General features: G+C 59.0%; 15 protein-coding genes. All 15 read left to right on the top strand.

Annotation, left to right across the window (positions count from 1 at the left end):
* Positions 1 to 21: 21 nt before the first annotated feature.
* The 15 genes from BLR31_RS04635 to BLR31_RS04565 all read left to right on the top strand — a co-directional run bounded on the left by BLR31_RS04635 (position 22) and on the right by BLR31_RS04565 (position 12,729).
* Entirely contained in the window at positions 22 to 489 is a 468-nt protein-coding gene (locus BLR31_RS04635; RefSeq protein WP_176762509.1) for a terminase small subunit-like protein, read from the top strand.
* The gene (locus BLR31_RS04630; RefSeq protein ID WP_090592638.1) at positions 470 to 1,759 is read left to right on the top strand and encodes a PBSX family phage terminase large subunit; all 1,290 of its coding nucleotides are present in this window, start codon (positions 470 to 472) and stop codon (positions 1,757 to 1,759) included. The genes BLR31_RS04635 and BLR31_RS04630 overlap by 20 nt, the downstream gene beginning before the upstream one ends.
* Positions 1,759 to 3,906 (top strand): portal protein, encoded by a 2,148-nt coding sequence (locus tag BLR31_RS04625; RefSeq protein ID WP_090592635.1) that lies wholly within the window; start codon positions 1,759 to 1,761, stop codon positions 3,904 to 3,906. Before BLR31_RS04630 ends, BLR31_RS04625 begins: the two co-directional genes overlap by 1 nt.
* Positions 3,903 to 4,160, top strand: coding sequence for a hypothetical protein (locus tag BLR31_RS04620; protein WP_090592631.1), 258 nt, complete (start codon positions 3,903 to 3,905; stop codon positions 4,158 to 4,160). Before BLR31_RS04625 ends, BLR31_RS04620 begins: the two co-directional genes overlap by 4 nt.
* Before the next feature lie 55 nt (positions 4,161 to 4,215).
* Entirely contained in the window at positions 4,216 to 5,265 is a 1,050-nt protein-coding gene (locus tag BLR31_RS04615; protein WP_090592627.1) for a hypothetical protein, read from the top strand.
* Positions 5,266 to 5,277: 12 nt separating this feature from the next.
* On the top strand, positions 5,278 to 6,288 hold the full coding sequence (locus BLR31_RS04610) for a DUF5309 domain-containing protein (RefSeq protein ID WP_090592623.1): 1,011 nt from the start codon (positions 5,278 to 5,280) through the stop codon (positions 6,286 to 6,288).
* Between the two features lie 14 nt (positions 6,289 to 6,302).
* On the top strand, positions 6,303 to 6,734 hold the full coding sequence (locus BLR31_RS04605; RefSeq protein WP_090592620.1) for a hypothetical protein: 432 nt from the start codon (positions 6,303 to 6,305) through the stop codon (positions 6,732 to 6,734).
* Positions 6,735 to 6,820: 86 nt separating this feature from the next.
* Positions 6,821 to 7,288, top strand: a complete 468-nt coding sequence (locus tag BLR31_RS04600) for a hypothetical protein (protein WP_090592618.1) — start codon at positions 6,821 to 6,823, stop codon at positions 7,286 to 7,288.
* Positions 7,278 to 7,667, top strand: a complete 390-nt coding sequence (locus BLR31_RS04595) for a hypothetical protein (RefSeq protein WP_090592615.1) — start codon at positions 7,278 to 7,280, stop codon at positions 7,665 to 7,667. Before BLR31_RS04600 ends, BLR31_RS04595 begins: the two co-directional genes overlap by 11 nt.
* Positions 7,667 to 8,281 (top strand): phage adaptor protein, encoded by a 615-nt coding sequence (locus BLR31_RS04590; protein WP_090592611.1) that lies wholly within the window; start codon positions 7,667 to 7,669, stop codon positions 8,279 to 8,281. Before BLR31_RS04595 ends, BLR31_RS04590 begins: the two co-directional genes overlap by 1 nt.
* Before the next feature lie 170 nt (positions 8,282 to 8,451).
* Positions 8,452 to 9,753, top strand: a complete 1,302-nt coding sequence (locus BLR31_RS04585; protein WP_143009307.1) for a hypothetical protein — start codon at positions 8,452 to 8,454, stop codon at positions 9,751 to 9,753.
* Positions 9,750 to 10,118: a hypothetical protein gene (locus BLR31_RS04580; RefSeq protein WP_090592603.1), complete on the top strand. Its 369-nt coding sequence runs from the start codon at positions 9,750 to 9,752 to the stop codon at positions 10,116 to 10,118. Before BLR31_RS04585 ends, BLR31_RS04580 begins: the two co-directional genes overlap by 4 nt.
* Complete coding sequence (locus BLR31_RS04575; RefSeq protein WP_090592599.1) at positions 10,118 to 10,540, top strand: hypothetical protein; 423 nt, start codon at positions 10,118 to 10,120, stop codon at positions 10,538 to 10,540. Before BLR31_RS04580 ends, BLR31_RS04575 begins: the two co-directional genes overlap by 1 nt.
* Positions 10,540 to 11,559, top strand: a complete 1,020-nt coding sequence (locus BLR31_RS04570; RefSeq protein WP_090592595.1) for a hypothetical protein — start codon at positions 10,540 to 10,542, stop codon at positions 11,557 to 11,559. Before BLR31_RS04575 ends, BLR31_RS04570 begins: the two co-directional genes overlap by 1 nt.
* Before the next feature lie 9 nt (positions 11,560 to 11,568).
* The gene (locus BLR31_RS04565; protein ID WP_090592592.1) at positions 11,569 to 12,729 is read left to right on the top strand and encodes a hypothetical protein; all 1,161 of its coding nucleotides are present in this window, start codon (positions 11,569 to 11,571) and stop codon (positions 12,727 to 12,729) included.
* Positions 12,730 to 12,736 lie beyond the last annotated feature (7 nt).

The following is a 12,736-nucleotide window of genomic DNA, read 5'->3' as shown; positions in this document are numbered from 1 at the left end:
AGACAGGAGAGCGAGTAACCAATGCCAGCAGGACGCCCAACAGATTTCAGCGAGGCAATAGCTGACGCTATCTGTGAGCGTATCGCCAATGGTGAGAGCCTGCGCGCGATCTGCGCCGATGACGACATGCCGGCAAAGTCCAGTGTGTTTAAATGGCTCAGCTTGCACGAGACCTTCGCGGACCAGTACGCACGCGCACGCGAGGCACAGGCTGACGCTTTGTTCGATGACATCCTGAACATCGCGGACACGCCATTGGTTGGGCAGAAGACCAAGGCCACATCGGATGGCAAGCTTGAGACAACTGAGGGCGACATGATTGAGCATCGGCGCCTTCAGGTAGATGCGCGTAAATGGATGGCCTCCAAGCTCCAGCCAAAGAAGTATGGCGACAAGACCCAGTTGACCGGCGATGCTGAAAACCCAATCGTGACGGTCAACAAGATCGAACTCATCGCTCTGTCATCGCATGACGACAGCGAGGGTTGAGCTCCCGCCAAAGCTGATACCGGTCTTCTCCGGTGAGGCTGATGTGCGCGGGGCCTACGGTGGGCGCGGGTCGGGCAAGACGCGATCGTTCGCCAAGATGAGCGCTGTCAGGGCTTATATGTGGGACCAGGCTGGGCGCGAGGGCATGATCCTTTGCGGTCGCGAGTTCCTGAACTCCCTTGAGGACAGTTCGCTAGAGGAAATCAAGGCCGCCATACGCTCGGAAGAGTGGTTGCTGCCTCACTTCGACATCGGCGAAAAATACGTCCGGACCCGCAGCGGAAGGGTGAAGTACACGTTTGCCGGCCTAGACCAGAACATAAACAGCATCAAGTCCAAGTCTCGGATATTGCTGGGCTGGGTTGATGAGGCCGAGCCTGTCAGTGAAGAGGCATGGGTTAAGCTCATCCCAACGCTGCGTGAGGACGATAGCGAGCTCTGGGTGACGTGGAACCCCGAGAGCGAGACAAGCGCCACGCACAAGCGCTTCCGTCTCAGCAATGACCCCCGCTACAAGGTCGTGGAAATCAACTGGCGCGACAACCCTCGCTTCCCAGCCAAGCTGGAGCGCGACAGGGTGCGCGACAAGGAAGAGCGGCCCGAGCAGTACGACCACGTTTGGGATGGTGGGTTCAAGACAGCAGTCGAGGGCGCTTACTACGCTCAGGCGCTGACTGTCGCCAAAGAGATGGGCCGCGTCACTTCGGTGTCCATGGACCCGCTCATGACGTTGCGGGCCTATTGGGACATCGGCGGCACAGGCGCCAAGGCCGACGCGACATCGATATGGGTTTGCCAGTTCATCGGGCGCGAAATTCGGGTTCTCGATTACTACGAGGCCCAGGGTCAGCCGCTCTCTGCTCATCTGGCTTGGCTGAGGCGCAGAGGTTACGACGACGCGCTTTGCATACTGCCCCATGACGGCGGTAGTGGCGAGAAGGTTTACGACACGACTTATGAGGGCGCAATCGGCGCAGCTGGCTTTGACGTTCGGACAATACCGAACCAGGGCACTGGCGCAGCGTCCATGCGCATCGAGGCGGGCAGGCGGTTGTTCCCGCGCATCGTGTTTGACGAGACCAAGACAGCGGCGGGGCGGACGGCTCTGGGCTGGTATCACGAAAAGCGGGACGAGAAGCGGGGCATCGGTCTTGGTCCAAACCATGACTGGGCCTCTCATGGCGCCGACGCCTTCGGGCTGATGTGCATCGATTACGAAGAGCCGCGCAGCACTGACATGCCGCAGATCGAAACGGATTGGGTTGTTTAATGGCCATCGACACAGACGACATCGAGGGCAGCAACCTTTCGGCAGCGGTCGATAGCGAGCTGCGTTCGGCCAAGCGTTATGCCGACACCGAGCTTTCCGACAAGCGCGCCCGTGCCATGGAATACATGCGCGGCGAGATGAACGACGTTCCGCCTCGCCCCAATGGGTCGCAGATGGTGTCGCGCGATCTTTCCGACGCTGTTGGCTGGATGCTGCCCGGCATCATTCGCGTGTTCACGGCCAGCGATCACATGGCGATGTTTGATCCTGAGGGGCCTGAAGACGTTGACGGCGCGCGGCAAGCGACGGACTACATCAACCACATCTTCTTCAAGGATAACAACGGGTATCGCACGCTCTACAACTCGACCCATGACAGTCTGGTCAATGGCGATGGTGTCGTGCGGCACTATTGGGATCCTACGCCGATCACGACGACCTCGATGCACTCAGGCCTCTCCGAAGAGCAGATCACCATGCTCATGGAGGAGGATGGCGTCAACATCCTCGCCCAGCGCAAGAACGAATATCTCGACACCACGATGATGGTTGACCCTGCAACGGGTCAGGAAATCGCCATCCCGATCGAGACCTACGATATCAAGCTCGAACGCATCAAGCGCAATGGCAAGCTCTGTGTTGAAGCTGGGAAGCCTGAGAACCTGTTTCTCGACCCTGAGGCCACGGAAATCGAAGACGCGCGTTTCGTGGCGTATCTGCACGACGACAGGACGCGTTCCGATTTGATCGAGATGGGATTCGACCGTGAAGTGGTCGAGGGATTGCCTGCCGATTCCATGATGATGTCCACGGAAGAGGAATTGGCGCGAGACGACGAGTTCCGCATCCGCACCGACAACCTCAAATCACAGCAGCTTATCGATCTCTACGAATGCTACATGAAGGCAGACGTTGACGGCGATGGTGTCGCTGAACTCATTCAGGTTTGGTACGCCGGCGCGGCTGGGGCAGGCGAGGTGCTTGGGGCTGAGGTGTGGGATGACGAAATCCCCTATTCCTTGATCCCGTGCTATCCCGTCCCACATCGGCAGGATGCCGAGGGCGTTGCTGATCGCACCATGGATATCCAGCGCGGCAAGACAGTGTTGTTGCGCCAAGGCATCGATAACCTCTACGCTTCCAACCTTCCCATGCGTGAGGTTGAGATTGGTAGCGTCGAAAACCCCGACATTCTGGTCAACCCCAAGTTCGGCGGCACGATCTGGAAGAAGAAGGGCACTGCACCGATCGTTTCGCATGCGGTTCAGTTTGTGGCCGACAAGGCTTTCACCGCCTTGGAATACATGGATGAGGTTACGGCAAAGCGCACCGGTGTTTCGCGTACCACCATGGCGCTAGACCCCGAAGCGTTGCAAGGCCAGACCGCTACGGCCAACCAGAACCAGAGGGACGCCGGGTATTCTCAGATCGAGCTCATTGCCCGCAACATGGCAGAGCTTGGCTGGACGCGTGTGTTTCGGCAGATGCTCAAGATCGTGGTCAAGAACCAGGACCGCGCCCGCGTCATTCGGCTGCGTGATAAGTTCGTGGAGATGGACCCTCGGGTCTGGAACGCGGACATGGATGTTACAGTCAATGTCGGCCTCGGCACCGGGTCTCGTGACCGTGACATGGCAATGCTGCAGGGTGTCCTGCAAAGCCAGTTGATGCTGGCCGACAGGTTCCAAGCTTCAGGTGCGATGGAAGATGCCATCGACATGCTTCCCAAGATCCTCAACACGATGATCAAGATTGCCGAGAGCGCAGGGCTCAAGAACCCAGAAGCCTACTACCCGGAATATACCGAGGAGAAGGTTGCCCAGCTCAAGCAAATGGCTGCGGAGGCTGCAGAAAAGCCCGATCCAGAGACAGAGCGCAAGATGGCCGAAGCCCAGGTTGATGCGCAGATCAAGCAGCAGGAAATGCAGTTCGATCAGCAGCAGGCCCAGCAAGAGTTCCAGTACAAATATGCGCAGCTCGATGCTGAAATGAAGCTCAAGCGCGAACAGCTCAACGCCGAGCTTATCCTGAAGCGCGAAGTAGCGTTTGCCGAGATCAACCTAAAACGCGAGCTTGGCCAGATGGGCGCCATGGCATCTGACACCGGCGGCACATCGTCCGTCCGCATGGGAGGTGACCCAGGATGACCGATCGCAAGCAACACTTGGCCAATGAGGCAAGCCGTCTCCTCAATGATGAGGTTCTGGCCTCTGCCTTCCACAAGGTTCGCCTAGATGCGTTGGTCGGGCTGGGCACTGTTGACCCCACCGACACCAAGGAAATCATGAGGCTGCAGGCCATCGCCGCATGCCTCCAAGAGGTTCGTGATCTTCTGCAGACCGCCATAATTGCCACTGGCGATATGGACGGCGGCGTTGATCCGAACGGGCCGACCGCCTAGCGACCCCGGCCCCGTTAAACCCCGCCTGTGCGGCGGCTCTCAGGAAGACCCAATCATGGATGAAGACAATCTCCCCGAAGCCACGGGGCCTGTCTCTGACGGCCCGCGCTCGTTTGAAGACAGCGTGGGTGAAATTGCTGGCCTCATTGAAGACCCCGATGTGGATCTCTCCGGTGATGATCAGGACACAGAAGCCGATGACCAAGGCGAAGACGTAGAGGATGAAGGCGAAACGCCTGACCCCGAAGACGAAGACGCCGAGGACGACGAATCGGAAGACGTTGAAGGCGAGGAAGACGCAGAGGGCGAAGACGGCTCGGACGAAACCGAATATGCGGGCGGACGATTTGCGGCGGACAACGCCAAGGTCAAGCTCGATGACGGTACGACGATCACCATCGCCGAACTCAAGCGCAACAACTTCTTTCAGCGCGATTACACCAAGAAGACGACTGAGCTGGCCAAGGAACGCGACGAGTTCCTGTCTCAGAAGTCCGAATGGGATGGCTTTGCCCAGCAGCTAGCGGAAGCTCGCGACTGGCTGGCTTGGTATGGTGAGACCTATGGGCCCAAAAAGCCCCAGTTCTCTGGAGACCCAAACACCGACCCCGTCGGCTACATGGACTATCTCCACAAGCTGAATGCCTACAATGAACACGCGCAGGCCTATCAACGGTTTGAGCAGGAAAAGCAGGCAGATCAGCAGAAGCGCAAAAGCGAGACGCAGGCTCAATTCGAGAAGCGTCTGCAGGCCGAAGTCGAACAGCTCAAGCAATCATTCCCCGACAGCACCAAGCCTGAGTTCTGGCAGAGGCTGGCAGGGGATGCCGAGCAGTTTTATGGGCTGACCAAGGAGGAAATCACCTCCGTGGCTGACCATCGACAGATCAAGATCCTCAACGATGCGCTCGCGTATCGCAGGCTCAAGGCCAAGGCCCCCGAGGCCAAAAAGCAGGTCGAGCAGAAGCCAAAGCTTCCCAAGACCCAGCAGCGCGCCAACCCCAAGGCCAGACAATCTCGTGAACAGCAGCAGAAGGCAGAGCGGCTTCGCAAATCGGGCGATTTCAACGCTGGCGTTGAAGCGCTCATGTCCTTTGATCTCTAGGAGTTCACCCCAATGGCCCAGGTAGCCAATACCTTTGAGACCTACGACGCCGTAGGCAATCGGGAAGAGCTGGCAGACAAGATCTACCAGATCACCCCGGAAGAAACCCCCTTTGTTTCGCTGATCGGGCGCAAGTCCGTGTCTTCGACCCACCCAGAGTGGCAGACTGACACGCTTGCATCCCCTGATGCGGACAACAACCAGCCGGAAGGCAATGACTGGAACTTCCAGGCCATCACGCCAACCACCCGAGTCGGGAACTATACCCAGATCTCGGACAAGCGCATCATCATCTCGCGCACCCAGGACAAGACTTCGAAGGCAGGCCGCAAGTCGGAACTTGCCCGTGAAGTCGCCAAAAAGGGTGTCGAGCTGCGCACGGACATGGAAGTCATTCTCCTGTCCAACCAGGCCTCCACGGCTGGCGCAGGCAATGGTGCGACCAACCGCAAGGCCGGTGGTCTTCGTGCTTGGCTTTCGACCAATGACAGCATGGGATCGGGCGGCTCTTCGGGCGGCTTTAATTCGAGCACCAGCGTTGTTGATGCCGCAACCAACGGCACACAACGAGCCTTCACCAAGGCCATTTTGGACAGCACTATCCTGAGCACCTACAACGCGGGCGGCAACCCGACCGTTTTTATGTGCTCCCCGTATGTGAAGACGATTTACTCCACCTTCATGTCGGATTCCAATGTTGTCCCGCTGCGCAAGCCTCTCCAGGGCAACAATCAGGCGACCATTGTGGCCGCTGCCGACATGTACCTGTCCGACTTCGGCATGATTTCGATCGTTCCGAACCGCCAGATGGCTCGTGCCGGTGCAACCATTGCCCGCAACGGCTTTCTCCTTGACCCCAAAATGGTTGGGCTTGGCGTTTTCGATGACATCTCCATCCAAAAGCCCGCCAAGACCGGGGACGCGGAAAAGCGCGTGCTGGTGACCGAATACACCCTGCTCGTCAATAACGAAGCGGCCCACGGCGTTGCCGCGGACCTCTTTGGCATGACGGCATCGAGCTAAGGAGTAACCAGACAATGGCTTACGCTCTCCAGCCTATCAACGTGACTGCCGCTACGCTGACCCTTGATAAGGAAACGCACAGCGAGACAGTCGTTACCGCCAATCGAGAAGCCGGGACAACGATCACGCTCCCGGCGTCGGAAGGCAAGGGTGCAAAGTATCGCGTCTTCGTTGGTACGACCATCACGTCAAACAGCCTGATCATCCAGGTGGCCAACGCCACTGATATCATGGCTGGCACGTTGGCGGTCTCTACCGACATTGGTGGCACTGTTGCCCCCACGGCGGCGGATTCCGACACCATCACCATGAACGGTTCCACGACCGGCGGCGTCAAAGGCTCATATGTTGAGCTGATCGATGTCTCGTCCGGCGTCTGGGCTGTTCGCGGCGGTCTGGTTTCGACCGGCGTTGAAGCAACACCGTTCTCGGCGGCTGTTTCCTAACCGGGCAACCCTCCCTCACTGCAACCACGAGCCTCGCCTACGGGCGGGGCTTTTTTGTTCCCCGCAACCGTTAAGGAGTTGGATCTGTGTCAAACGACGCCCCCAACGAGAAAGAACAGCTTCAGACTGAAGCCCGCAATCTTGGCATTGATGTCAACGACGAATGGGACGCTCCAGTCCTCAAGCGCAAAATCACGATGGCCCGCAATGCCAAGGAAGACTTTGGCGGCAAAGGCGATCACGACAATGACGGCAAGGCGGGCGGGGCAAAAGACGCCAAGCTGGTTCCCATGCTGCTCAAACGCAATTACGTGCCCATGGGGCATTTCGACATTGTTGGTCATCACCGCAAGGAAGTGACCGAAAAGAACGCCTCGGGGCAGATCATCGTCAAGTCGCCTGCCGTTTTTGTCGAAGGCGAGATGGCCCCGCCCCCAATGCCTGGCGTTGGCTCCGATAACAAGGTTTGGTCTGGCACGACCGTCAGGCTCCCCATAGAGGAAGCCAAGCGCGCTAAAGACCTCGGCATCGCAGAGCGTAGCTTTGACGATTAAGCTCACAGCCGAGGACTGCGCGAACGTTCGGTGGAAGTTGGTCGAGCAGACCGACACATACCGGACCTATGTAGGTCACGGCACGCACCCTGTCACCGGCCAGGAAATCACCGTGCAAAAGCGCGAGTTCCTGGCCGAGGATGCCTTGCTTGCCCTCAATGCCGATGAGCGCAACGAGCGTGATGGGCGTCGGTTCACGTCAGGAATGGGCAGCGACAAGGGCGGGAACCTACCCATGGTTCATGTCGGGCGCGTTCCGCTCAACAAGTTCTTTGCCGAGATCGTCCCGCAACTACAGCAGGGCGACAAAGACCACGCCAAATGGTGGCTTGAGCGGGACGAAAACCAGCCCTTCCGCACCCGAAACGGGAAACTCTGATGACCGCGATTACCAACTACACAACGCTGATCGCGGCCATCGATGATTGGTCGGAGCGCGATTACACCGATGCGCAGAAAGACCAGTTTATTGGGCTGGCGGAGTCGGAGTTCAACCTTGTCCTGCGCTCATATCGCAGGGTCGAACAGAACACACTCACGACCAATAGCAGCGGCGAAGCTACTTTGCCTTCAGCGTTCCGGTCCATGGTGTCGCTCAAACGAGACCTTTCTGGCGCATCTCCCTTGATCCCGACCGACTGGCGGACGCTACAGGCTCTCAACCCTTATGCCCTAGCCGGTATTCCAGAATATTACGCCATCAAAGGGTCAACGCTAAAGGTGTCCCCGATAGCTGAGGGCGATTTCATTGCCGAGATGGCGGTTGGACTTGCGGGCCTGACCAGCTCGAATGCCACCAATTGGCTGATCACGCTCTCCCCCATGGCCTATCTCGCCATGTGCCTATCGGCAGCGGAGGCGTTCCAGAAGAATTTTGCCGAGGCGGCGACATGGAAGGGGCAAGCCCTCCAATACCTTGATCTTGTCGGGATACAGAGCGACGTGGCGCAATATGCGACCGCCTCTGTGACCCTCGATATGCCGACGCCGTGAGGGTTTAGATGCAAGTCCCGTTCGGCCCCCTCGCACCAGACGCCAAGGCAACAGCCCCTGGCGTTGTCATGACGGCGCAAAACGTGCTGCCGCTCCCAGAGGGCTACGGCCCCATGCGGAGGCTTGTTGCCGCTGCGAGCGCTGCCGCACTGTCGGCAAACCCGCGTGGCTTGATTTCGCTTGTGCAGCGCAATGGTGCCTATCAGGTCTTTGCTTTCACTGAAACGACCATTCAGGAAATGCAGGCCGATTTCACTTGGGTTGTGACCGCATCGGGGCTGAGTTGCACCGCGGGCGATGATTGGTCTTCTGTGCACTTTGGCGATCAGCTTCTGGCAACCAACACAACGGACGGCCTGAAGGCTTATAACATAGAGCTTGGTGGGTCTGTTTCTGCAGTCGCGGATGCTGGCGCACCGCGTTCGGTGTTTTCCTGTGCCAACGTTGTTGTTGCTCTGGATACGCTGGACAATTCCGGCACACGCAATAACCGGCTTATTCGAACATCGGCATTTGGCGATCACACCAACTGGAAAACAAAGGGTGCTGACTATCAGCCTCTGGACGATGGGCAAGAGTTGATTTGCGGCGTGAGCCTCAAGAACAACGCTGCTGTTGTGTTCCAGGCTGACGCCATGCGGCTTATGCAGTTCGGTAATGCCGGGGGTGGCGCGACCTTCTCGCTACAAAGCATTGCTGACGGGCGCGGCGCAGTGGGCGAACGTTCCGTAATCTCATTTGATGGCGTTTGTTACTTCCTGGCCTCCAATGGGTTCTGGAAGTTCTCAATGAACGGGCTGACCCCGATTGGCTCTGGCAAGGTTGACCAGTGGTTTTTCGACAACGTGGAAATCTCGCGCTTGAGCGAGGTGCAAGGGTCAGTTGACCCAAGCCGTAAAATGGTGTGGTGGCGGTTCCCGTCAACAGCCATTGGCGAGTCGGTGATTTTCGATGACATGATTGGCTATTCTTGGGAGTTTGACCGCTGGGTCACGGCCAAGGTTAGCACGAGCTACCTCAGCCGCATTGCAACGCCGGGTTACACGCTCGATTCCATGGATAGCTTCGGGCCGCTCGATAGCATCGATATCCCGCTCGATAGCCGGTTCTGGGCCGGTGGCGCACCGCTCTTTGCCGCGATCAATGCAGACCTGAAATTTGCGACGTTCTCGGCTGGTGCGCTGGCACCGCTTATCCAGAGCAGGACGGCCAATAGCCCACGTTCTGGGCTTATCACGTCCTGCACACCGCTGACCGACGCCGCCAACTGCACTGTGGCTCTCGGCGTGTCCGACAAGTTGTCTGATGCGCTGACATGGAAGGCGGCATCATCGATCAAGCCATCGGGCCGTGTTCCGCTTCGGGGGCGCGGCAAGAACGTCTCGTTTCGCTGGGCCAACGCTCAAGACGAGGAATGGGAATACGTCAAGGGTGTTGACCATATCGATGCAGGCGCTGGGGGTGTGCGATGAGCTTCACTTTTCCGGTTGGATCGGTCATCACGGCTAAAGTCAAACTCACCGATAACACGGCAACGACATTGGTTGATGCCGATGCCGGTCGCGTGACCATTCTAAGCATTGACGTGACGGAGACACAGGGCGGCACGCCCAACCTGACCATCGATGTTACGGACGGCACCACGACTTGGTTCAAGCGCAATGCCGCGGCTCTGACGGCCAAGGGCAGCGTGACGTATGATGACGTGTTCATTCTGGACAATGGCGAGACACTGCGCGCCACCAGTTCTGATGCGTCAGGCGATGTCGATATTTTCGTGACCTATGCCGCGCTTGGCATTGCAGGGCGTGGCGCGGGCGGCATGGTTGGCGGGTAATGCACGTCGCCATCATCGCGCCCGATGAGGTTCAGGTCAACTGGCACTGGATCGGGCCTTTGCTCGTGCCTGCCATACGGCAACACCCCGGCGCAACGCTTGAAGAAGTCCGACAGCAGGTCATGGCAGGCGACATGCTCGTTCTGCGCGTCACTGGCGGGTCTGACGTGATCGTGTGCCTGACCAAATGCGACGGAGAGGACGGAATGGCCCTGTTCGTCAATTACGTGGCCGGGACCATCGATGGCGGGCCGAAAGAGCAGCTTCGAAAAATACGGACTTTTGCGGCGGCACTGGAAGCCGAGGCCAAGCGCATGGGCTGCACTGAGATTCAGGGCGGCGGACGCATGTGGAAACCTCTTGGCTGGACAATAAGCGACCGAGAGAGCGGCGGATATTCTCTCAGAAAGGTGTTGGCATAATGGGTGGCGGCGGAAAGAAAAGCAGCTCTGGTTCGTCTGGCGGCTACAGCTGGGCTGGCGGCTCGGGCGGATCATTCAACCCGGAAAGCTTCAACAAGCAGATGGGCGCGGATATTCAGCGCGCCTATCAGGCGGGCCCGGCGGCGACGTATAACCAACCCCTCTATACCGGAATGAGCGCGACCACACAGGCAGGGCTCTCTGGGCTTGAAAGCGCTGCGACCCGAAATGCAGGCATGTTCGATCAAGGCATAGGCTACACCCGCGGGCTTCTATCCGATGGCGGTCTGGCCGGGGGGCAGCAAGGCAACATCGACACGGTCAACAACGTGGCGGGTCAATTCGGCTCAATGGCTACAGGCGCCATGTCGCCGTCCCTGACGGAAGAGCAGTTGATGGCGGTCGCGCGGGGGCAGCAGTTCGGCACTGACGCGCCAGGCTATTCGGCCATGCGCGGGCAGCTGACCGACGATGTCCTCTCTGGCGTCGGGTCTCAGTTCACATCGTCGGGACGGTTTGGCGGCGGGTCGCACATCAATCAGGCCACCGATCGGCTGACAAGCTCGCTCGGAGCTCTCGACTACACCAACTACCAGAACGACATCGCGCGCCAGGAGCGGGCTCTGGCGGCGATTGAGGGCCAGCGCCAGCAGGGCTTCACGAACCGCTTTAACGCGCTTGGAGCGCAGGCTGGAGCGGCAGGAAGCGCTTTCGGCATGGACCAGCAAGGGGTGGCCAATGCCATGGGCGCTACCGCTGCACTTCCGGGCCTCTATCAGGCATCGCTTATGCCATCCCAGACCATCCTTGGTGTCGGCCAGGCGCGCGATGCCGATGCACAGGCCAGACGGCTTGCCGATTACGAACTGTTCCAGCGCACCAACGACCCTGCCTTCCAGCACATCGCGAAGTATCAGGGGCTCTTGGGGCAGCAGTCTGCGAACCCGCAGCCCGAAAAGGGCCCGGGCCTGTTCGACTGGCTTGGCTTGGGCATCGCTGGCGCCGGCGCGCTGCTTTAGGAGATCGAGATGGCAGAAAATCCTTATCAGCAGCGCGGCTTGCTCTCGATGCTTGGGCAGGGCGACAGTGGCTTCGCCCAATGGCTCGATCCTCGGCGCAATGCGATCATTGGCTTTGGTTCCGGCCTTATTGGGGCCGACAGCGCACGCGGTGCCATGCGTGGCGCGGCCCAGGGCATGCAGCAGGGACGGCAGCAGGACACGCAATACGCCGTTCTCCAGCAAGAGCAGGCCGAGCGGCAGGAACAATTGGCTCAGCAGACAGCGGAGCGCAACCAGACCGTCGAATGGCTCAAGTCGAACTATCCGCAGTATGCAGCCCTGCCGCCTGCTGAGGGCTTCCGTGCGGCTATGGCCGATATGGGGCGCGCATCGAGCGGCGGGGCGAACGAAGAAACCTTCTTTGGGTCGCCCGTCCCCTACCAAACAGAGGATGGCGTTCAGTACGGGCAGTTGGGCAATCAGGGGACATTCCGCCCAATCCCTCTACCGGATGGTGCTTCATTCGCCCCGCGTACATCACAGGTCGATATCGGCAATGCTATCTCGGTACAAGACCAGCACGGCAACGAGCTATACCGCATGCCCAAGAGCGGGTCCGTTCCGACTGGTTTCGAGCCGCAGCAGGGCGGCGGCATCGCGCCAATGGCTGGTGGCCCGCAGGCTGAAGAGCGAGAGCGAAGCCAGGCGCAAGCCGCCCAGCGCAGCGAACAAACCGCCCGTGCCGCGACAATCGTTCTTGATGACATCAACCGCGCGCGCGAAATCGTCAAGAGCGACAATTTCTTCAACCCATCGGTTGGCTTTGGCTCTGGCCTTGCGCGTAATGTCGAAGGGTCGAACGCGACAAACCTTTTCCAGTTGACGCAGACAATCCGTGGCAACATCGGCTTTGATCGCCTCCAGCAGATGCGCGAGTCCTCACCAACAGGCGGCGCGCTGGGCAACGTGACCGAACAAGAGTTGGCAACGCTGCAATCTGTTCTGGGTAGTCTTGACCAGTCCCAGAACGAACAGCAGTTCCTTTATAACCTCGACCGCCTTGAAGAAATCTACGGTGGGATCATGCGCAAGGCAGCGGCTTATCCTAACGCTGCCGAGTTCGGATTTGGCTCTGGCTCCCCTGGCGGGGCTGGTGGCGGCGTGGTCGATTACAACGACTATTTCTAAGGAGCGG

The sequence above is a fragment of the Pelagibacterium luteolum genome, assembly GCF_900100665.1.
In the GTDB taxonomy this organism is placed as follows: Bacteria; Pseudomonadota; Alphaproteobacteria; order Rhizobiales; family Devosiaceae; genus Pelagibacterium; species Pelagibacterium luteolum.
This window is presented reverse-complemented; position numbering and strand designations above follow the sequence as displayed.

Excerpts from the sequence above, each read along its gene's own strand:
- BLR31_RS04635 (WP_176762509.1), top strand. The coding sequence starts at position 22 with ATGCCAGCAGGACGCCCAACAGATTTCAGCGAGGCAATAGCTGACGCT.
- BLR31_RS04630 (WP_090592638.1), top strand. The coding sequence starts at position 470 with ATGACGACAGCGAGGGTTGAGCTCCCGCCAAAGCTGATACCGGTCTTC.
- BLR31_RS04625 (WP_090592635.1), top strand. The coding sequence starts at position 1,759 with ATGGCCATCGACACAGACGACATCGAGGGCAGCAACCTTTCGGCAGCG.
- BLR31_RS04620 (WP_090592631.1), top strand. The coding sequence starts at position 3,903 with ATGACCGATCGCAAGCAACACTTGGCCAATGAGGCAAGCCGTCTCCTC.
- BLR31_RS04615 (WP_090592627.1), top strand. The coding sequence starts at position 4,216 with ATGGATGAAGACAATCTCCCCGAAGCCACGGGGCCTGTCTCTGACGGC.
- BLR31_RS04610 (WP_090592623.1), top strand. The coding sequence starts at position 5,278 with ATGGCCCAGGTAGCCAATACCTTTGAGACCTACGACGCCGTAGGCAAT.
- BLR31_RS04605 (WP_090592620.1), top strand. The coding sequence starts at position 6,303 with ATGGCTTACGCTCTCCAGCCTATCAACGTGACTGCCGCTACGCTGACC.
- BLR31_RS04590 (WP_090592611.1), top strand. The coding sequence starts at position 7,667 with ATGACCGCGATTACCAACTACACAACGCTGATCGCGGCCATCGATGAT.
- BLR31_RS04580 (WP_090592603.1), top strand. The coding sequence starts at position 9,750 with ATGAGCTTCACTTTTCCGGTTGGATCGGTCATCACGGCTAAAGTCAAA.
- BLR31_RS04575 (WP_090592599.1), top strand. The coding sequence starts at position 10,118 with ATGCACGTCGCCATCATCGCGCCCGATGAGGTTCAGGTCAACTGGCAC.
- BLR31_RS04570 (WP_090592595.1), top strand. The coding sequence starts at position 10,540 with ATGGGTGGCGGCGGAAAGAAAAGCAGCTCTGGTTCGTCTGGCGGCTAC.
- BLR31_RS04565 (WP_090592592.1), top strand. The coding sequence starts at position 11,569 with ATGGCAGAAAATCCTTATCAGCAGCGCGGCTTGCTCTCGATGCTTGGG.